The sequence below is a fragment of the Shimia sp. MIT910701 genome (assembly GCF_047126315.1).
GTDB lineage: Bacteria > Pseudomonadota > Alphaproteobacteria > Rhodobacterales > Rhodobacteraceae > Shimia.
Map to the genome: position 1 here is coordinate 3,546,111 of NZ_CP138953.1, position 20,384 is coordinate 3,566,494.

Here is a 20,384-nt window from a genome sequence, read left to right on the forward strand (position 1 = left end):
CTCCTCACACCCGCTGGAACGCGGGCGACATCAACACCAGCGCAATACCTTCACGCCGGCTTTCCGCGGCCTCCGCAGCAAATTTCACCGCGCCTGGCATCTGCGGCCCAAGCGTTGTTTCGGCAAATTGGCGCGGATCCGGCAAGTCCTCCAGCACTTCCGCCGGCACGCCCAGCGCCCACTGCAACCGCGCCGCCATACCCTGCGGCGTCAACCAATAGCTGTCGGCCTCTTCAAATCCGTCCGGGCCAAATGGCCGCCTCCACGGCTGCCCCATCGTGCGTAGGGGCGTGCCCAACAAACGCTCCAACTCTTGGCTTTTGACGTCGCGAAACCGCTCTTTGGGCACGGCCAAAGCCCGCAAGGAAGAACTGACGAATAACTCCGGTTGTTTGAAATTGCCAACACCGGGCCCAACAGCGGCCCAAGCGGCAGGATGACGCAACATCGCCTCCATAACTTCAGCCAAGTCGCCATCTGTTTCCAAATACCGAGCACCCATCGACACCAACAAATCCTCATCCGGCGTTTCGGAGACAAAATGCACGGCCAGTTTGCGCGTTATGTGGCGCGCTGTATCCGGATGCCGTGCGAGATCCCGCAATACCGCGTGCACATCCGCCATCCGCGCGCGACGCTTGCCGTATTCCTTGCCCAGCACCGTCTCCGCCCCAGGCTCGGCCCGCTTGGCCAGAAACGCGGTCCCTTTTTTCTGAATGGTCGTCACACCGGTCAGCAGCTCTGCAAGCTGCCGCACATCCTTTTGTGTATACCCGCCGCCCACGCCAAGAGTGTGCAGCTCCAAAATCTCACGCGCCAGATTTTCATTCAGGCCGAGGTTTTTCTCTGACCGCTTCTTCGCAATGGTGCTATTGGGCCCCACGGAGGTATTCTGATCGAGAAAATGCAGCATTTGTGGATGCAAAACAGCTGCGATGAGCATGTCCTCAAACCGTCCATTCACATGTGGACGAATGGCATTGGCCACATAGGCTGCCTCGGTATAGCGATAGATCACGTTTTTTCCGGGCGCGGAGAAATGGTCATTCCAAAATGCAACCAGCCGCTCCCGCAGACCATCGCGGCTCCAAACCCGCCGCGCCAATGTGGCACCAATCCACTTGGCACCCTCTTGCTTGGCGGCACGCCTGGCCGTTTTGAACGCCTCTTGCAGGGCTTGCTGCGCATCGCTGCCCTTTTCCGCTTTGGAGATCTTGCGACGCGCATCCAACAACGCCAGCATCTTTTCCCTCATCTCCGCGTCACTGGGCAGTGGAAACCACGGCATCTCCGGCTCTTTTGCACGCAAAAGTGCCACCATATCCGTGATGTCCGCCGGTCCCGTCACCTTGGGGGACAACCCATAGCCAAATCGTGTCTGAGCTATATCAGGATCAAAACCCACTGCTGCCGCGCTCCTTTGGTCGCACACGCATTCTTCGCGCTTTTCTCTACTGTATCACATAGCCGATCCGGTTCTACGCAGCTTGCTCAAGGCTGCCAAAAATCGACCAAAATCCACCGATACGCGCTTGCCTCAAACCAAAAACCGCCCACGACAGGGTCGCAGGCGGCGTAAATCTCGGCAATGTCGCGACAGGATCACTCCTGCGGGATCACCCGCAGGCCCAGCTCCATCAGCTGATCGGACGACGGCTCGCTTGGCGCGTTCATCATCAGATCTTCCGCACGCTGGTTCATCGGGAACATCATCACTTCACGGATGTTCTGTTGGTCGGCCAGCAACATCACAATGCGGTCCACACCAGCGGCACAGCCACCGTGGGGCGGCGCACCATACTGGAACGCTTTGTAAAGCGCGCCAAAGCGCTCTTTCACTTCCGCCTCATCGTAGCCGGCAATCTCAAACGCCTTCAGCATCACCTCTGGCTTGTGGTTCCGGATCGCACCAGACACCAGCTCATAACCGTTACAAGCGAGGTCATACTGGTAACCTTTGACTGCCAGCGGATCCCCGTTCAGCGCGTCCAGACCGCCCTGCGGCATGGAGAATGGGTTGTGTTCAAAGTCGATCTTGCCGCTCTCTTCGTCTGCCTCGTAGATCGGGAAATCCACGATCCAGGCAAAGGCAAAGCGGTCTTTGTCGATCAGACCCAGCTCTTCGCCAATCACGTTGCGGGCACGACCAGCAACCGCTTCAAAGGCTTTCGGCTTGCCACCCAAGAAGAAGGCCGCATCGCCCACACCCAGACCCAGCTGCTGACGGATCGCTTCCGTGCGCTCAGGGCCGATGTTCTTGGCCAGCGGACCGGCCGCCTCTTCACCCAGAACAATCTCACCGGCTTTGATCTTCGCGTTCACCTCTTTCACAGAGATGCCCTGCTCCTGCGCAATGGTGTCCGCAGACTGTTTGCGCCAGAAGATATAGCCCATGCCCGGCAGGCCTTCGCCTTGGGCAAATTTGTTCATCCGGTCACAGAACTTACGCGAGCCACCAGTTGGCGCGGGAATTGCGCGCACTTCGGTGCCTTCTTGCTCCAACAGTTTGGCAAAGATCGCAAAGCCGGAGCCAGCAAAATGCTCGGACACAACCTGCATCTCGATCGGGTTGCGCAGATCTGGCTTGTCGGAACCGTATTTCAGCGCCGCTTCCGCATAGGGGATCTGCGGCCACTCGTTTGGCGCATCCACTTTGCGGCCACCGCCGAACTCTTCAAACACACCCGCGATCACGGGCGAGATGGTGTCAAAGACGTCCTGCTGCTCCACAAAGGACATCTCCATGTCGAGCTGATAGAAGTCGGTTGGCGAGCGGTCCGCGCGCGGGTCTTCGTCGCGGAAGCACGGCGCGATCTGGAAATACTTGTCAAAGCCCGCAACCATCATCAGTTGTTTGAACTGCTGTGGCGCCTGCGGCAGCGCGTAGAATTTGCCAGGGTGGATACGGGATGGCACGAGGAAGTCACGCGCCCCCTCTGGCGAAGACGCAGTGATGATTGGCGTTTGATACTCGCGGAAGCCTTTGTCCCACATGCGCTTGCGCATGGAGGCCACAACGTCAGAGCGCATGGTCATGTTCTGCTGCATCTGCTCACGACGCAGGTCGAGGAAGCGATACTTCAGACGGGTCTCTTCCGGATATTCCTGATCGCCAAACACCAACAGAGGCAGTTCGTCCGCCGCACCCAGAACCTCTAGGTCACGCACAAACACCTCAACCTCACCGGTTGGGATTTTGTCGTTCACCAGCTCAGGATCGCGCGCTTTGACGTTGCCGTCGATGCGGATACACCACTCAGAGCGCACCTTCTCCATTTCGGAGAACACAGGGCTGTCCGGATCACACAGCACCTGCGTGATGCCAAAGTGGTCGCGCAGGTCAACAAACAGAATGCCGCCATGGTCGCGGATGCGGTGCACCCAGCCAGACAGGCGGACGGTTTCGCCCACGTTGGATTTGTTCAGGTCGGCGCAGGAATGGCTGCGATAGGCGTGCATGTGCGGGCCCTCTTTCAGGGTGAATAACTACAGTCGGCCCGATACACCTTTTTGGGCCGACAAAGTCAAGAGAACGGCGCGGGTTTGCGGCACAAAAAGGCACCCTTTTGCCCGACCGAGGGGAGGGCTGCGCCTGCCTGCCCCCCGGCAGGCGCATTTGCAGCGTTTCAATGTTTCGCAAGTTGGCGGCACAATCCCTGTCAAATGCAAACTCAAGGTTGCGAAAGCGCCTACCCAGGCAGGCGCAGCCCTCCAAAATCAAACGTGGGACAGAACGGCAGATATTTCCCCACGCAGTGCATTCGAGAGCGTTATAGCCTTTGCTGACCTTAGATCATCCAACGTCAACACCGCCTCCCGCACCACGCCTGCATCCAACAAACTCTGACGATATACGCCCGGCAGACACCCCGACGACAGCGGTGGCGTTAGGCGCTCACCATCCGGCATGGTCAGCACCACATTTGTGATTGTGCCCTCACACAACTCATCCCGCTCATTGAGAAACAGCCATTCCTGCACACCGTCGGGCAAGTCCGCGCGCCAGCGGTCATATACCGCCCGGCGCGTGGTCTTGTGCCGCAACAAAGCGTCTTCCGAGTGCATCCGCTCCGGCGCGATCCGCACCGTCCACTGGGCTGCCGACTCTGGCAATTCTGCCGTGGTGATCTCCACATCCCCCACCGCGCCAAGCGTCAAGCGACAGCGCAGCGGCGTTTCCCCGCCCAACGCCTCAATCGCACCTGCAATTCGCACCGGATCAAACACAAACCCCAGCTCATGCGCTGATCGCGCCAACCGCGCCAGATGCAACTCCAACCGCGCAATCCCCTGCCCCGGTCGATAACCAAACGTCTCGATCAGGCGGGTTCCGGCTGGAACTGGGCAAACCGTGCTTTCCAAAGCGCTTCCTCGTACTCATCCGGCGCTTTGCTGTCCCAGACAACGCCGCCACCCACATTCAATGTCATCTGTCCAGCTTGTGCCATCAATGTGCGGATCGCCACACTAAACTCAGACCGCCCATCCGGCGCAGCCCAACCAATCGAGCCACAATAGATCTCCCGCGGCCATGGCTCCAAATCGCGTAGTATTTCCATCGCGCGCAGCTTTGGCGCGCCCGTGATGGACCCACAAGGGAACAGCGCCTTCAGAATATCGGCCAAGCGCACGTCATCCTGCAACTCGGCCGCCACCGTCGAGGTCATCTGATGCACGGTGGCGTAGCTCTCGATCTCAAACAGCTTTGGCACATGCACCGAGCACGGCTTGCTCACCCGGCTGATATCATTGCGCAGAAGATCCACAATCATCAGGTTCTCGGCCCGGTTCTTCTCATCCGTCGCCAACCACTGCCGCCGCTGGGAGTCCTCTTGCGCGTCATCGCTGCGCGGCTGCGTGCCTTTCATCGGCCGCGTCTCGATACGGCCTTTTTCATCGGTGCGGAAAAACAGCTCAGGTGACCGGGACAGAATGTCCGGCAGCCCCTCTTGGCGCACAATGATGCCGTGTCCTACCGCCTGCCGGGCTGCCAGCGCGCCATAAAGCGCCACCGGGTCCCCTTCAAACTTCGCTTCCATGGGAAACGTCAGGTTGGCCTGATAGATGTCGCCAGCGCCAATATAGCCATGCACCCGGTCAAACGCCGCCCGATAGGTGGCCGCGCTCCAGCGTGGCTCAAACGGCTGTAACTCAAACCCGCCATCACGCGGCAAGCGCCCCGCCACTTCGGGTGCGCGAAACACACCAAAGTTGATCAGCGGCACCCGCCGTGTCTTGGGCAACAACCGCCGCAGCTTTGGCTCCAACACATAGCCCAGCTCATAGCTGACAAAGCCCGCCAACCAGAACCCCGCGTCTTGGGCCTGTGTCAGCACGTCAAACGCCATGCCCACTTCGTTGGGATCGGTGATAGAGATCACATGTTCGGGCTTGTGAAACAGCGTCGCGCCGCCGTCTGGCCCATGGTCAAAGCGAATCTGCACGTCCGCCCCCCGGTCGCTGGTAAATCCTTGCCAGCCATATACGTTGCATTTTATTAAAAAACAGTGGTCAATTGCGGCGCTTTACGACAAATTTCCGATCCCCCTTGCGCCCGGCCTTCTGATCCGTATAACGCACGACAATTTGCGTATTTGGCGACTCCTGCCCGCCAAGACATCGCTGCCACCAGCCCGAGGTCCACCATGCCCAAAAGAACCGACATCTCCTCGATCATGATCATCGGGGCCGGCCCCATTGTGATTGGCCAAGCCTGTGAATTTGATTACTCCGGCGCGCAAGCCTGTAAAGCGCTGCGAGAAGAGGGATATCGCGTCATCCTGGTGAACTCCAACCCGGCGACGATTATGACCGACCCCAACATGGCGGACGCAACCTATATCGAGCCGATCACTCCGGAGATCGTGGCCAAGATCATCAAAAAGGAGCGCCCCGACGCGCTGCTGCCCACAATGGGGGGGCAGACCGGCCTCAACACCGCACTCGCGGTGGAAGAAATGGGCGTTTTGGAAAAATTCGGCGTGGAAATGATCGGCGCGGACCGCAACGCCATTGAGATGGCCGAAGACCGCAAACTCTTCCGCGAAGCCATGGACCGCCTCGGCATCGAAAACCCGCGCGCGTCCATTGTGACCGCGCCAAAGAAAGACGACGGCTCCGCTGACCTGGACGAAGGCATCCGCCTCGCGTTGGAAGAACTCGAAGACATCGGCCTGCCAGCCATCATCCGTCCTGCGTTTACCATGGGCGGCACCGGCGGTGGCGTGGCCTACAATCGTGACGACTATATCCACTTCTGCCGCACCGGCATGGACGCCTCCCCGGTGAACCAGATCCTCGTAGATGAAAGCCTGCTGGGCTGGAAAGAATACGAGATGGAAGTGGTGCGCGACCGCGCCGACAACGCTATCATCGTCTGCTCCATCGAAAACGTCGATCCCATGGGCGTGCACACCGGTGACTCCATCACCGTGGCCCCGGCGCTGACCCTGACCGACAAAGAATATCAGATCATGCGCAACCACTCGATCAACGTGCTGCGTGAGATCGGCGTGGAAACCGGCGGCTCCAACGTGCAGTGGGCGGTAAACCCGGTCGACGGCCGTATGGTTGTAATCGAAATGAACCCACGCGTGTCCCGCTCATCTGCCTTGGCCTCCAAAGCCACCGGCTTCCCGATTGCCAAGATCGCTGCGAAACTGGCTGTGGGCTACACGCTCGACGAACTCGACAACGACATCACCAAAGTGACGCCCGCGTCCTTTGAGCCAACCATCGACTATGTTGTCACCAAGATCCCGAAGTTCGCCTTTGAGAAATTCCCAGGCTCCGAGCCAAACCTGACCACCGCGATGAAATCCGTGGGCGAAGCCATGTCCATTGGCCGCACCATCCACGAGTCCATGCAAAAGGCCCTCGCCTCCATGGAAAGCGGCCTGACCGGCTTTGACGAGATCGCCATCGAAGGCGCCGACGACCCCTCCTCCGGAAAAGCCGCCGTGATCAAAGCGATCAGCGCCGCCACCCCGGACCGCCTGCGCACCATCGCGCAGGCCATGCGTCACGGCCTGACCAACGACGAAATCCAGAACGTCACCATGTTTGACCCATGGTTCCTGGATCGCATCCGCGAGATCGTGGATGCTGAGGCCGAAGTGGCAGCCAACGGCCTGCCAACCGATGAGAAGGCGATGCGCCAACTCAAGATGCTCGGCTTCACCGACGCGCGCCTGTCCAAACTGACCGGCCTATCCGAAACCGAGGTGCGCAAAGCCCGCACCACCCTCGGTGTCACCGCCGCGTTCAAACGCATTGACACCTGTGCCGCGGAATTTGAGGCGCAGACGCCGTACATGTACTCCACCTACGAAACCCCGATGATGGGCGAAGTGGAATGTGAGGCCCGCCCAAGCGACCGCAAGAAAGTTGTGATCCTGGGTGGCGGTCCAAACCGGATTGGTCAGGGCATCGAGTTTGACTACTGCTGCTGTCACGCCTGCTACGCGCTGACGGATCAGGGCTATGAAACCATCATGATCAACTGCAACCCGGAGACCGTGTCCACCGACTACGACACCTCCGACCGTTTGTATTTTGAGCCGCTCACCTTTGAGCACGTGATGGAAATCCTGCGCGTCGAGCAAGACAACGGCACTCTTCATGGGGTGATCGTGCAGTTTGGCGGTCAGACCCCGTTGAAACTGGCCAACGCGCTGGAAGCCGAAGGCATTCCAATCCTCGGCACTACCCCAGACGCCATCGACCTCGCCGAAGACCGCGAACGCTTCCAGGCGCTGGTCAACAAACTGGAGCTGAAACAGCCTAAGAACGGCATCGCCTCTACCGACGCCGAAGCGCTCTCCATTGCCGAAGACATCGGCTTCCCGCTGGTGATCCGCCCGTCCTACGTTCTTGGTGGCCGCGCCATGGAAATCGTGCGCGACATGGCCCAGCTGGAACGCTACATCGCCGAAGCCGTGGTGGTCTCTGGCGACAGCCCTGTGCTGCTCGACAGCTACCTCGCGGGCGCAGTCGAACTGGACGTGGATGCGCTCAGCGACGGCACCGACGTGCACATCACCGGCATCATGCAGCACATCGAAGAAGCCGGCGTACACTCCGGTGACTCCGCCTGCTCCCTGCCGCCCTACTCGCTCAGCAAAGACACCATCGCAGAAATCGAGCGTCAGACCCACGCACTGGCCATCGCGCTCAATGTTGTCGGCCTGATGAACGTGCAGTTCGCGGTCAAAGACGGCGAGATTTACCTCATCGAGGTGAACCCACGTGCGTCGCGCACCGTGCCGTTTGTGGCCAAATCCACCGACAGCGCGATTGCTTCCATCGCTGCGCGCATCATGGCAGGCGAGAAACTGGCAGGCTTCCCAAAACGCGCCCCCTATGTGGAACTCGACGCCACCAAGGATCAGCCGATTGCGGATCAGATGACCTTGGCAGACCCCAACATGCCTTGGTTCTCGGTTAAGGAAGCCGTGCTGCCCTTCGCCCGATTCCCGGGTGTCGACACCATCCTCGGCCCAGAAATGCGCTCCACTGGCGAAGTCATGGGCTGGGACCGCTCCTTCGCCCGCGCCTTCCTGAAGGCACAGATGGGCGCAGGCATGGTGCTGCCAACCGAAGGCAAAGCCTTCATCTCGGTCAAGGACGACGACAAGACCGCCACGATGGTGGACGCGGCCAACATCCTGATCGATCTGGGCTTCTCGGTTGTTGCCACATCCGGCACAGCCGCATGGCTGAACGAGCAAGGCGTGGCCTGTGAAAAGGTCAACAAGGTCTATGAGGGCCGTCCAAACATCGTGGACGTGCTGAAAAACGGCGACGTGTCTTTGGTGATGAACACCACCGAAGGCGCCCAAGCCGTGAACGACAGCCGCGAAATCCGCTCCGTCGCGCTCTACGACAAGATCCCCTACTTCACCACAGCTGCCGCGTCCCACGCCGCTGCCCGCGCCATGAAAGCGCGCGAAGAAGGCGATCTGGAAGTGCGCAGCCTGCAGGGCTAAACCTCTGTGTAAGAACGGAAAAAGGCGCCTCAATGGGGCGCCTTTTTTTTTGTGCTTCTCTACATTAGAGCCTTAGCCAAATCACAGATTTGGCAGCGCCCGAACCGCCCCCACGGGGCGGGCGCTTCGCTTCCCACCCCTCGGTTCGGCCGCTACACTTACTCTTCTCGGTTATTCACCTCAAAATACGCAAAATCCGCCGCCTGCGCCCGCCCGGTCATATCCTGCGCGCACATCCCGACAAAACAGCCGGTGAAATTGGAATGCTCCCCGCGCACGCCTTCGTCGGACAACCGCGAGGCATCCAGCACCAGCCCAATCGCCTGCCAATCGCCATCCTCCAGCGCATAGAAAAACTGCAAGTCCGCGCGATTGATCTCCAACTTCATCCGCACCACGCCGTCCTGCGGCATCGCGACCATCTCACCCAGCGGATAGGTCAACCGGCCCTCCGGCCAATCCAGACAGGACGGGACCGTCAACGCCCGCTCGCCGGTCGCCGGGTCCATGGTCAGTGCCAGATAATGAAACTGCGTGCGATTGTAATAGGCTGTCAGCCCGGCCATCTGCTGATAGCTGTCCGGCGCAAACTGCACCTCTGTCTCCGCCGTGCACTGCCACTCCGTTTGACGCGCCGCCACCAGGGCCTGCTCAAACCACGACCCAATCGACTCCCGTCCAAACAGCCGCAACGCGCCCCCGCTCAGATCAAACAACCGCGCAGGTTCCGGACTGCGCAGCCACTGCAACTGTGGCGGCAGCACCGACATATCTGCAAACTCAAACCGCTCCCGTGGCGCGGGCCACGGATGCTCCGGCAAATCCGGCGCAGGCTGTTCCACCGACGGCACCATGCCGCCCTCCTCCAGATAGAGCCAGTCATCCGCCCCCCAGGCACATTTCGCAATCCCGGTCTCCCGCCCCATCTGCGAGCGCCGCATCCCCGGCAAAGGCCGCGTGGTCAGGAACGTGTGATAGACCGAGCCATCCTCCAACTCGACATATTGCCCATGTCCCGTGCGCTGCAATGGGCTGGCGTCATTGTCGTGCACATGCACCAGATGCTTCTGCGGATGCAGCTCATACGGCCCGCGCAACTCCTTGGACCGCGCATAGGTCACCGCATGCTCGTATCCCGTGCCCCCTTCCGCCGTGATCAAGTAGTAATACCCGTTGCGCTGCATCAGATGCGGCGCTTCGGTCAGCCCAAGGTCACTGCCCGCAAAGATATTGGTGATCTCCCCCACCAATCGTTCTTCTTCAACACTGTACTCCTGCAACAAGATCCCACCAAAAAACGACGCCCCGCGCGTGTTCGCATTGCCCATTGTCGCCAAATGGTTCCACACCACGTTGACCAGATATTTGCGCCCATTCGCGTCATGAAACAGCGATGGGTCAAACCCACTCGAGTTCAGGTAAACCGGATCAGACCACGGTCCCTCGATGTTCTCCGCCGTCACCAGATAGTTGTGCGCATCTTTGAAGTTGCCATCCAGCCGCTTCACATCCGTGTAGATCAGCCAGAACTTCCCATCCGCATAACTCAGCGCCGGTGCCCAAATCCCACAACTGTCCGGATTGCCTCGCATGTCCAACTGGCTTGGGCGATTGAGCGGCTGCGGCAGGGTGAGCCAATTCACCAAGTCTTTCGAATGGCTGATCTGCACCCCCGGATACCACTCAAACGTCGAGGTCGCGATGTAGAAATCCTCCCCCACACGACAGATCGACGGATCCGGATTAAACCCGCGCAGAATCGGATTCCGAATGGTTTTTTTCGGTCATCATCATGCCTCCCCAACATTTCTGACCCGCCCACCTAAACAGGCTTTTTCCCCCACGCCAATAATTATTTCGACACTCAAACTAATTAAATCCACAACGCACGTCGGCGATCCCCCACTTGACCACCCTGCCGTACCCCCCTAAACCCGCGCCTTCGTTTTCAGTGGCGGAGACCGGACCATGCACACCCACACCCTTGGCATCGACTTTGGCACCTCCAACTCCGCCGCAGGTGTGGCCGTGAACGGCGCGCCCCATCTGATGACTTTCGCCCACGGCGAAACCACCCTGCCGACCACTTTCTTCTTTGACTTTGACAGCCGCAAAACCCTGCTCGGCACCCCGGCGAACCAAGCCCTTCTGGACGGGCTTGAAGGCCGCTTCATGCGCGCTCTCAAACGCGTGCTTGGCACCACGCTGATGCATGAAAAGCGCCAGATCCTGAACGAGCGCGTGACCTTTGTCGACATCATCGCCCGCTTCCTGCGCCACATCAAAACCACGGCTGAGGCGCAAACCAGCCTGACGTTTGACCACGCCCTCTCCGGCCGCCCGGTGGTCTTCCACGGCGCAAACGACCCACGCGAGGCGCAAGCCGAAGCCGATCTGCGCGCCTGCTATCTCGCGGCCGGTTTCACCGGCGTCACCTTCATGGCCGAACCCGAGGCTGCCGCCATCGCCAACGGCGCGCTGGAGCAGCCCGGCCAACTCGGTCTGATCGTCGATATCGGCGGCGGCACCTCCGACTTCACTCTGTTTCGCACCACCGAGACGGGCATCGACACGCTGGCCAACCACGGCGTGCGCATCGGCGGCACCGACTTTGACCGCGCCATCAGCATCGACCGTGTCATGCCGCTCTTGGGACGCGGCACCGAGCTGCGCAACCAGTTTGGCAGCGGCACCCACTCCGCCCCGGCGGCGATCTTCAACGACCTCGCCACCTGGGAGAAAATCCCCTTCCTGTATACAGCGCAAACCCGCCGCGCCGTGGACGACATGCTGCGCCAAGCCCAAGCGCCCGAGCAAATCGCCCGCCTCGCCGAGGTCCTGCGCGATGAGTTGGGCCACGACATCGCCTTTGCGGTGGAGGCGGGCAAAGTCTCCGCCAGCAAGGCCAACGCCAACCCCAAAATCGACCTCTCAGTGCTCGACAGCACCCTAACCGTCCCCCTGCCCCCCGCGCTGCTGCCCGACATCCTTGCCGGCAACGCCGCCAAGCTCGATCAGGCCATGGTGGACATCCTGACCGACACAGGCACCACCGCGCAGGACGTGACCCAAGTGATCTACGTCGGCGGCTCCAGCCTGTTGTCGGTGGTGCAAGACACCGCCAAAGCGCGCTTCCCGCAGGCCGAGCACAAAGTGTCCGAGGTCTTCACCGCCGTTGCCGATGGCTTGGCGATTGCAGCGGAACGGCGGTAGCGGGTTTTATTCACCACCATGCCAAATCACAGATTTGGCAGCGCCCCACTGGTCAACAGAGGCTTGCAAAGCAAGCTCCCGAGAGGTGAACCGCCCCGTCGCACCAAAGGTGCGCCAAATCAAAAAACGGCACGCCTACGGCGTGACGGGGCGGGCGCTTCGCTTCCACCCCTCGGTTCGCGCGCGCCCCCTCCTAGAACCTCAACACACATTCAATTGACGCGCGCCACAAAGGTGCAATGATGCACTATGACAAGCGCCTCTCCCCCTACTGAAAACGCCCAACCAGCGCATTTCTCTAAGCTGCACGTGGGCGTTCTGTTATGGATGCGCGACCCTCGCCGCACCCCTGTGCGCGTCCTCTCCGTGTCCGAGGACACCGCCAGCTTCACAGTCGAAGTGCGCGCCTTCGAAGACATAGGAGCGCAATGGACTTTTCCACTCCGGCAAGCAGACAAATTCCTCTGCGCCCCGGACACGCCTGCCCACTCAGCCGCAATCATCGTCGCGCGCCAGTCCGCCTGTGACCAGTTCGATCAGCCTCTACGGGTGCCCGTTGATACTGAAAACCGCACCACGTCGCTCTCCAAACTGAACACCCTCACCCAGCAAGCCCGTGACTGGCTGCACAACACAGGCCACCACCCAACGCCCGACCAACCGCTTGACAGCTTCAGTGCCTTTCAAGACCCAACGGCCCTGACCAACTGGCTCAGCTTGCACGAGGTCGCCAATCTCGAGACTGATTTTGCCACGCACTACGTCAGCAACCCGCACGCAGGCGAAACCATCAAGGCCCACCGCCTTGCCCTCGCCGATCTCGGCCTGTGCCCCTTTGAGGGCCGCATCCTGCGCGACACCGCCGAACTGACAGGCCCCAACTCGCTCGCCCATCGCCAACGCCACATCCTCGCCCGCCTCGCCTTTCTCCGCGCCGCCTTTGACCTACTTGGACAAACCCACCTGCAGCTCTACCGCGTGATCTATTCCGATGAGCCACTCACACCACCGCGCACCACCGGCTTTGTCTCCACAACCTTCAGCCGCGAAGTCGCCCTGCGGTTCCTGAAAGATGGCCAAAGCAAACGCCACGCCGCGCTCTATTGGCAGCACGTCCCCGTCACACGCCTGTTTATGACCCACCTCGAAACCCCACAAATGCGCAGGCGCTACGAAGAGAGCGAAGCCCTCTTGTTGTGGGACCAACACGCAAGGCTGTTTTGAAGCCAGGAAAAGCCAGCGCACTAGATCCCCAAAGCACCCAAAAAGGGTTCATCGTATCAACTGCAGGTGTGAACAATTTCCGTATCTTTGCCCAATGGCTTGTACGACTTGCACCGAGAGACGTATTCCAGCTTTACCGCCGCACCTTTGGTGTTCGGGAAAACGTCACCAATGTCGAAGCCATACTTTTTTTGAGGGTCATACGGCCCGCTGGGCCAAGTCTTGTAAGCCGCAATGTACAAATTGATATGGTTTGGCCATTCATAGAAGTGGCGCCGCCACGCACCTGATACGTGGTCAGAAAGGCCATCACCATAAGTCCCATTTGGCTCCGCGTCATAAGCATCAACCCAGAAAGTCGCCAGTTCCTTTGACTGCGCCGGCGTCATGTCCACCACGCCGACATAGCAGGTGCGCGCTTGATAGAAGACAATCACGCGGTCATTTGGCGACTGGACGTCATACCGGCCAACTGTGCGCCCGCCTCGAATGGGCGCTTGAACCGTTGTCACCTGGAATCCTGCATTTGTAAGTGCGCGCGTTACTTTGTCATTATTTGGGACACCGGCACAGGCACGCACAGCTTTTTCCGCAAGTGCCATGTCCTGCGGTCGTGCTGGCGACTGACTAATTGTTTTGGTGTCTACTGGCGGGATGCCACAGCCAGACAAAAACGCCAACACAGCGCCTAAGGTAAAGGCGGGACGGGGCCAGTTATCAATAGTCATTGCCAATTCACTCCATGCATGTGCAACGCAGCAATACACGCATAACAGGAGCTTCAAAACCACTAGACGTGCCTATCGCAAAATAGCCAGGCCCAGTCTTGAGTGGCTGGGTAATGAGGGCATCTCCCAAGTTTGTTTTCCCATTGAACAGTCTATTACCCCACCGCCCGCTGTTGCGCGCTTCCGCAATGCAACAAAAATAGGCCCCGGCTCACCGAGTCGGGGCCTCAAAACACGCACCTCCGCAAAACAGTCGCGATACCGACGCCATACCGACGTGAAAATCAGACCTTTTCCTGCGTGTATTGACGCAGCTCTTTGCGGGCCACTTGGCGGCGGTGCACTGCGTCCGGACCGTCCGCCAGACGCAACGTTCGCACGTGTGTCCAGGCCTGCGCCAGCGGCGTGTCCTGCGAAATGCCGGTGCCGCCAAACATCTGCACCGCCTCGTCGATCACTTTCAGGGCCACATTGGGCGCCACCACTTTGATCTGGCTGATCCACGGCGCCGCCGCCCGCGCGTCGCCCTGATCCATGATCCAGGCGGTCTTAAGACACAGCAGCCGCGCCTGCTCAATCTCCATACGGCACTCGGCAATGATGTCGTAGTTCGCGCCCAGATGCGCCAGCTTCTTGCCAAAGGCCTCCCGGCTCAGCGCGCGTTTGCACATCCGCTCCAGCGCCGCCTCGGCCTGTCCAATCGCGCGCATACAATGGTGGATGCGCCCGGGCCCAAGCCGCCCCTGTGCAATCTCAAAACCACGCCCTTCGCCCAGCAGCATGTTCTCCGCTGGCACGCGCACATTGCTAAACTTGATGTGCATATGCCCATGCGGCGCGTCATCCTGCCCGTAGACCATCATGGGCCGCAAAATCTCGATGCCCTCGGTGCCCGCAGGCACCACAATCATTGACTGGCGTTTGTGCACCGGCAGATCATCCCCACCGGTTTTCACCATCACGATATAGACTTTGCAGCGCGGGTCTCCGGCGCCAGAAGCCCAATATTTCTCGCCATTTAGCACATAGTCGTCGCCATCGCGCACACAGGACATCTCGATGTTCGTGGCATCCGAGCTGGCCACATCCGGCTCCGTCATCAGATAGGCGGAACGGATTTCGCCATTCAAAAGCGGCTTCAGCCATTCCTCTTTCATGGCGTCGCTGCCATAGCGTTCAAACACCTCCATATTGCCGGTATCCGGCGCGGAGCAGTTGAACACTTCAGCGCCCAAAGGCGTCTTGCCCATCTCCTCAGCAAAGAAGGCATATTCCACGGTGGAGAGCCCAAACCCTTTGTCGGAATCGGTCAGCCAGAAGTTCCACAAGCCCCGCTCCTTGGCCTTGGCTTTGAGCCCCTCAAGAATTTCCGCCTGACGGTCCGTGTAGGCCCAACGGTCACCTTTGCCGATCTCCGCATGGTATTCCTCCTCCAGAGGCATCACCTCCTCGCGGATCATCTCTTTGACCTGCGCCAACAGCTTTTCGTTTTCGGGTCGCATTCCCAGAAACATCGCCCAACTCCTCTCCAACTCGTTGCCCCACCATGTCGCGCGGGCGGTCCTCTTGTCCACGAGGGGGATTGAAAATGACGCAGGGTCTTAAAAATCAGGGGTTAGCGAAGTCCTAAAAAACTCCGAAAATTTTTCTGTATTTTGAGAGAAATTTTTTCTGCCAAAAATGCATTTCTGCTCTTGCGCCTCCCCGCGCTGCTAAGTAAACCCTGCCTCACAGTTGGGGTGTAGCCAAGTGGTAAGGCACCTGTTTTTGGTACAGCGCATCGTAGGTTCGAATCCTACCACCCCAGCCATTTCATCGAACATCAGTGAACGAAGAGCTCACTCGAAACACCGCTTCGTTCTGCCCCCAGAAATGCCCCTGTTTATGCCCCAGTTGGTTTGGGTGGTCTTGGGCAGGGAGACTGGACCCAGTGTGGTGGACAGCGATGGTCTGATTGGACACCACTTAAGCCCCCTAGGCTGGGACCCTTAAGCTTCCTCCTCCTTACGGGGCCTATTAATGAGGATGGGGGATAAATTCCTCCCCCTAGATGTGGAGTGCTATTGGTAGGTAGTTGTTATAAATAAATAATCCATAACCAGCTTAACCCTCACAACTCCCACTAGAGATAGATATCCCCCCTCTGTCACTAGGAGCCCTAAGGATGCTCAGAAGAGATCTCAGGTAACAGACCAACCTTTAGCCGGAACTCTTCCCTCATGACCTCCCTGTCCGTCGTCAAAGTTTTTGGAACCAAAAGCGGCGTGAACTAAGAGAGTGTTCGGCTCATCGGGTCGGTTTGATTATGCTGCGCGTTGACTGTGATGCAAGCGTCGCGCTTCGAATGTCTTCCGTTTGATCCTTTCTCGTTGTTCCAGAATGGCTTGGTCACGTCCGAAGTAGACATCGGCTGGTGTGACGTTTTTCAGGCTCTCGTGATATCGCTGGTGATTGTAATGATCGACGAAGGCTTCGATTTGGTCTTCGAGATCGCCGGGCAGGAAATAGTTTTCCAGCAAGATCCGGTTCTTCAAAGTTTGATGCCAACGCTCGATCTTGCCCTGCGTCTGGGGATGATACGGCGCTCCACGTGAATGTTTCATGCCTTTGTCCTGCAGCCACTCAGCCAGGTCACCCGAGACATAACTGGAGCCGTTGTCGCTGAGTAGGCGCGGTTTGTGGACAACGTGGACCTGATCGCACCCTGACGCCTGCAAAGCCAAGTCCAGCGTGTCAGTCACATCCTCCGCCCGCATGGTCGTGCAGAGCTTCCACGAGATGATGTAGCGGCTGTAATCGTCCAGGATTGTGCTGAGATAGAACCAGCCCCACCCCAGAACCTTGAGATAGGTAAAGTCGGTCTGCCAAAGCTGGTTGATGGCCGTTGTCTTATGCTCGAACTCATTCGCGGCTTTCAGCACGATGAATGCTGGGCTGGTGATCAGGTCATGTGCCTTGAGCGTGCGATACACTGTGGATTCCGATACAAAGTACCGTTCTTGGTCTGTGAAGGTCACCGCCAACTCGCGGGGTGACAGCTCTGTCTCTTTCAAGGCGAAGCTGACGACCTTGCGCTTCACCTCGTCTGGAACGCGGTTCCAAACGTGTTTGGGCTTGGGAGACTGATCCTCAAGACCAGCCTCCCCGCGCTGCAGGTATCGGTCGTACCAACGGTAGAATGTGGTGCGAGGGATACCCAGTTTGGCCAATGTACGACGCGCTGACAGATGGCTTTCTTCAACCAACCGGATGATCTCCAGCTTCTCGGATGCGGCATACCTCATTCGTGGTCGCCCCCATCGCCTGTCATGCTTTTTTTGAGAAGACGCAGTTCCAATGTTTGCTCCGCGACAACCTCCTTGAGATCCTTTGCTTCGCGGCGCAGTTCTTTCACCTCGTCAGTGTTTGCGGCACGCGCTGTATCGCCCGCCAGCCGCTTCTTACCGGCCTCCATGAAGTCCTTCGACCATTTGTAGTAAACGCCTTGAGAAATCCCCTCGCGGCGACACAGTTCAGCTATGCTGTCCTCGCCACGAAGACCATCAAGGACGATACGGATCTTCTCTTCCGCCGAATACTGTTTACGGGTGGCGCGCTTGATATCTTTAACGATCTTCTCGCCAGGGCTCTTCGTAGTCTTTCTCATCTTCCACTCCTTAGTGGTTACGATGAGCCAGAAACTCTCCCTTATCAAATCACCCTAATTGGACCCATAGGTGCTGACGTCAGACACATCACCATAGAAAGTCGGTCCTAGCACTGTGAACAACGCATGTCAGATTTTCAGCGGACAGAACAAGCACTTGCCTATAGCAAGCGTTTCTCATACGGATTGCACTCCAAAAAAAATCAAGCAACCACTGAGTGCAAAAAGGCTATCGCCGCACAACCAAAGAAGACACGCCGCCATATGAAAAATTCAGAACTGTGCGATCCTATCAGATACTTCCTTCAAAGACTGAAAGGTGGCGCAAAGCTGTGCCTCCTACCCATTTCTAGACTGCATACCGAGCAAATAATTCCAGTTAGTTCAGATGTGGTAATCTATCCTGCAGGAAGTTTGTCTGCCGATGATTTCAATTTGGTTTGGTGGCCAAGCTTTGGATATGATGAAATTTGCCGACGGAATAAGGTGTCGGCGAACTTGGTATCAGTGGAGGGCAATGATCTGCATTGGATTAAATCTGCAGCTACTCTGATTGACCGAGACACCTTGTTTGATAGCACAATTATTGCGGTCCTTGTAGACCTTGATTGGGGTGAGTTTCTCGAACCGCCTGCGCATGAATTCCACCTTGAATGCCTGCGCAAAGCCATTGCAATTGCAGAAACTCATATGGACTTGATAAAATTTCGCTACTGCAACCCTAAAGTACCTGAAACTTTTCCGGGGACATCAGGATATCACAGCGGTAGCGGGTTCACGTCTGGAGTTTTTTACACCCTGCGCGACAACGAGTCATACCTGATTTCAGGGGAGATTGTGTCAACGACGCTGGTTCGCGGCCTGGGACTTGAACTGGATAGTTCAAGCTCTGCTGATCAGCTCGGAGACGGACAAGTCGGTAAAATCGCGAAACATGCACTCCGACTTTATTCGGAAGCACTTATAGCACCAACGGAAACAATGAAGTTCGTGCAGTTGATGAATTTGATCGAGTACATTGCTTCACCATTTGAATACATGAAGATGGCGAACGTAAAGAAGAAGATTGCTTATCATGTTGCAAAGGACCGTGATGGCTATCAGGAAATAATTGAGGATTTTAAGCTACTAACTAGTGAACCTGGAAGTGCGAACGGCCCAAATAACGGATTACGGCACAATATAGTACATCTGGGAAAAAACATTGAACAATTGACCGGGCCAGCACAACGCTCCGAGATTTTTGGGCGTATGATTTCTTACACCTCTATTCCAATACATGATCTGATTAAGTTTTCAGGAGAAAACTGGGACGCTATCGATGGGTATAGGATGGAAATGAAGCAGTCGCTGGGGGTTTGATGTCCGGTCATCGGAATGCCAAAGATTCCGCCTTTGATTGACCTTCTTATTTGGAGTCATAAGTCGATGCGTCTCCTTGCACGCTTATACCTTACTATTTTGTGCAGTGTGGGATGCGGTCTGACTGCTCCCGCAATGGCGGATACACTCGGAAAACCGATAATGAAACTGACCCGCATTGAGAATGAGGTTGGTGCCAATCGTCGGTACGGGTTCTCCAGAGTGCGCGGGCACACACGGCTTGGCAATCGTAGCCAAAGGTTTGATATTCGCCACGGTGATTGCGGCGGCAACAAATACTGGGATGACTGCGCCAATGATCGTCAGCGTGTGGAGCGGAAAGAAGACCCGAAGGACCGCATTCAACGTGTTGGATCGCAAGTCTGGTATGGCTGGTCCATGTTTCTTGATCCCAATTACCCCGATCTTTGGAAGACCAACGCGGCATTCGGGCAGGTCAAGATGCGCAACTGGCGCTCGCCAATCTGGATGATCAAGCTGAAGCAAGGCCGGTTCGCTCTCAATTTGCACGCGCAGGATAATTGCTACTTCGGACGCTTAGCTGACTTTCGTGGGCGCTGGATGGATTTCACGTTGTATGCAGACTATAGCCCGTCACCGTCCGGCCCCAGCGTGATTTTGTATTTGAACGGTCAGAAAGCTTGTACATACAGCAAGCCGTTGATCACCTCGGCCATGGCCAACGTGCAGGATGGCGACCTGTACATAAAGTACGGCATCTACAACAGCTACGTGAGCCGTTGGTTGGACCGAAACAAAACCCAATCCGTGGCTGCGCTGGCGTTGGAAGATCGCTTCTCTTTGTCCACTGGAGCGCAGGGAGCCTCCGATAGTCCCGCCGCGACGCCGTTCAAGTATGATTGGGGGGTCGAGTTGCCCACGCAAATCGCATTCTACGACGAGATGCGATACGGGTCTAATCGCGATCAGGTGGACGTTCGGATGATTGAAGCCCGGGGCGGAAAAGCTATGGATTAGTAGTAACGTTTCCCGGAGGTATTGCTCAAGCAATTCAGTTCGAAATCCTCCATTGAAATTCCCCTATTTCATAGGAGTTCAATACTGGTTTTCGAACGATGGAATATCCGAAAACTGTCCCAATAGTGGCTGGGTCTTGTTACAAAAAGGGGTTTTGATATGCTTCAAAACCCCTTGCTTTATCTGGAGAACTACACTGCCATGCAGATGTCTTTCATGTGCATA

The 20,384-nt window shown here is 57.6% G+C and carries 13 protein-coding genes and 1 tRNA gene; 6 read left to right on the plus strand and 8 right to left on the minus strand.

The genetic code is table 11. The features are described 5' to 3' along the window. Positions 1 to 4 precede the first annotated feature (4 nt). The 4 genes from SIB38_RS17320 to SIB38_RS17335 all read right to left on the minus strand — a co-directional run bounded on the left by SIB38_RS17320 (position 5) and on the right by SIB38_RS17335 (position 5,444). Positions 5 to 1,405 (minus strand): DUF1800 domain-containing protein, encoded by a 1,401-nt coding sequence (locus tag SIB38_RS17320; RefSeq protein WP_412550688.1) that lies wholly within the window; start codon positions 1,403 to 1,405, stop codon positions 5 to 7. A gap of 197 nt (positions 1,406 to 1,602) precedes the next feature. Beyond that, positions 1,603 to 3,459 carry an aspartate--tRNA ligase gene (gene aspS / locus SIB38_RS17325; RefSeq protein WP_294118366.1) on the minus strand — a complete coding sequence of 619 codons (1,857 nt, stop codon included), beginning with the start codon at positions 3,457 to 3,459 and terminating at the stop codon, positions 1,603 to 1,605. 258 nt (positions 3,460 to 3,717) lie between these two features. After that, positions 3,718 to 4,362: an aminotransferase class IV family protein gene (locus SIB38_RS17330; protein WP_294118365.1), complete on the minus strand. Its 645-nt coding sequence runs from the start codon at positions 4,360 to 4,362 to the stop codon at positions 3,718 to 3,720. Continuing rightward, complete coding sequence (locus SIB38_RS17335) at positions 4,320 to 5,444, minus strand: aminodeoxychorismate synthase component I (protein WP_412550689.1); 1,125 nt, start codon at positions 5,442 to 5,444, stop codon at positions 4,320 to 4,322. Before SIB38_RS17335 ends, SIB38_RS17330 begins: the two co-directional genes overlap by 43 nt. Positions 5,445 to 5,645: 201 nt before the next feature. Here SIB38_RS17335 and carB point away from each other — a divergent pair, with 201 nt between their 5' ends. Then, on the plus strand, positions 5,646 to 8,987 hold the full coding sequence (gene carB, locus SIB38_RS17340; RefSeq protein WP_294118363.1) for a carbamoyl-phosphate synthase large subunit: 3,342 nt from the start codon (positions 5,646 to 5,648) through the stop codon (positions 8,985 to 8,987). Between the two features lie 158 nt (positions 8,988 to 9,145). On the opposite strand, the gene SIB38_RS17345 is transcribed toward carB, so the two are convergent. After that, positions 9,146 to 10,759, minus strand: coding sequence for a glycoside hydrolase family 43 protein (locus SIB38_RS17345; RefSeq protein WP_412552062.1), 1,614 nt, complete (start codon positions 10,757 to 10,759; stop codon positions 9,146 to 9,148). 196 nt (positions 10,760 to 10,955) lie between these two features. Here SIB38_RS17345 and SIB38_RS17350 point away from each other — a divergent pair, with 196 nt between their 5' ends. Then, a complete protein-coding gene (locus SIB38_RS17350) occupies positions 10,956 to 12,200 on the plus strand; it encodes an Hsp70 family protein (protein ID WP_412550690.1) in 1,245 nt (414 codons plus the stop codon). Positions 12,201 to 12,449: 249 nt separating this feature from the next. Beyond that, complete coding sequence (locus tag SIB38_RS17355) at positions 12,450 to 13,424, plus strand: hypothetical protein (protein WP_412550691.1); 975 nt, start codon at positions 12,450 to 12,452, stop codon at positions 13,422 to 13,424. A gap of 56 nt (positions 13,425 to 13,480) precedes the next feature. Here SIB38_RS17355 and SIB38_RS17360 read toward each other — a convergent pair whose 3' ends face one another. Both SIB38_RS17360 and SIB38_RS17365 read right to left on the minus strand, forming a co-directional pair. Continuing rightward, a complete protein-coding gene (locus SIB38_RS17360; protein ID WP_294118359.1) occupies positions 13,481 to 14,152 on the minus strand; it encodes a hypothetical protein in 672 nt (223 codons plus the stop codon). Positions 14,153 to 14,436: 284 nt separating this feature from the next. After that, a complete protein-coding gene (locus SIB38_RS17365; protein WP_294118358.1) occupies positions 14,437 to 15,666 on the minus strand; it encodes an acyl-CoA dehydrogenase family protein in 1,230 nt (409 codons plus the stop codon). A 221-nt stretch (positions 15,667 to 15,887) separates the two neighbouring features. Between SIB38_RS17365 and SIB38_RS17370 the strand changes: the two genes are divergently transcribed. Then, positions 15,888 to 15,962: transfer RNA gene (locus SIB38_RS17370), tRNA-Gln, on the plus strand. A gap of 493 nt (positions 15,963 to 16,455) precedes the next feature. Here the strand turns inward: SIB38_RS17370 and SIB38_RS17375 are convergent. Further along, positions 16,456 to 17,798 (minus strand): IS3 family transposase gene (locus tag SIB38_RS17375; protein WP_412550264.1). Its coding sequence is split into 2 segments (ribosomal slippage): positions 16,456 to 17,471 and positions 17,471 to 17,798, totalling 1,344 coding nucleotides; the frame shifts between segments, so codons are not numbered across the junction. A 126-nt stretch (positions 17,799 to 17,924) separates the two neighbouring features. Here SIB38_RS17375 and SIB38_RS17380 point away from each other — a divergent pair. After that, positions 17,925 to 19,160, plus strand: a complete 1,236-nt coding sequence (locus tag SIB38_RS17380) for a hypothetical protein (RefSeq protein ID WP_412550692.1) — start codon at positions 17,925 to 17,927, stop codon at positions 19,158 to 19,160. A gap of 162 nt (positions 19,161 to 19,322) precedes the next feature. Continuing rightward, a complete protein-coding gene (locus SIB38_RS17385) occupies positions 19,323 to 20,159 on the plus strand; it encodes a heparin lyase I family protein (protein WP_412550693.1) in 837 nt (278 codons plus the stop codon). The last annotated feature ends 225 nt before the right edge of the window (positions 20,160 to 20,384 follow it).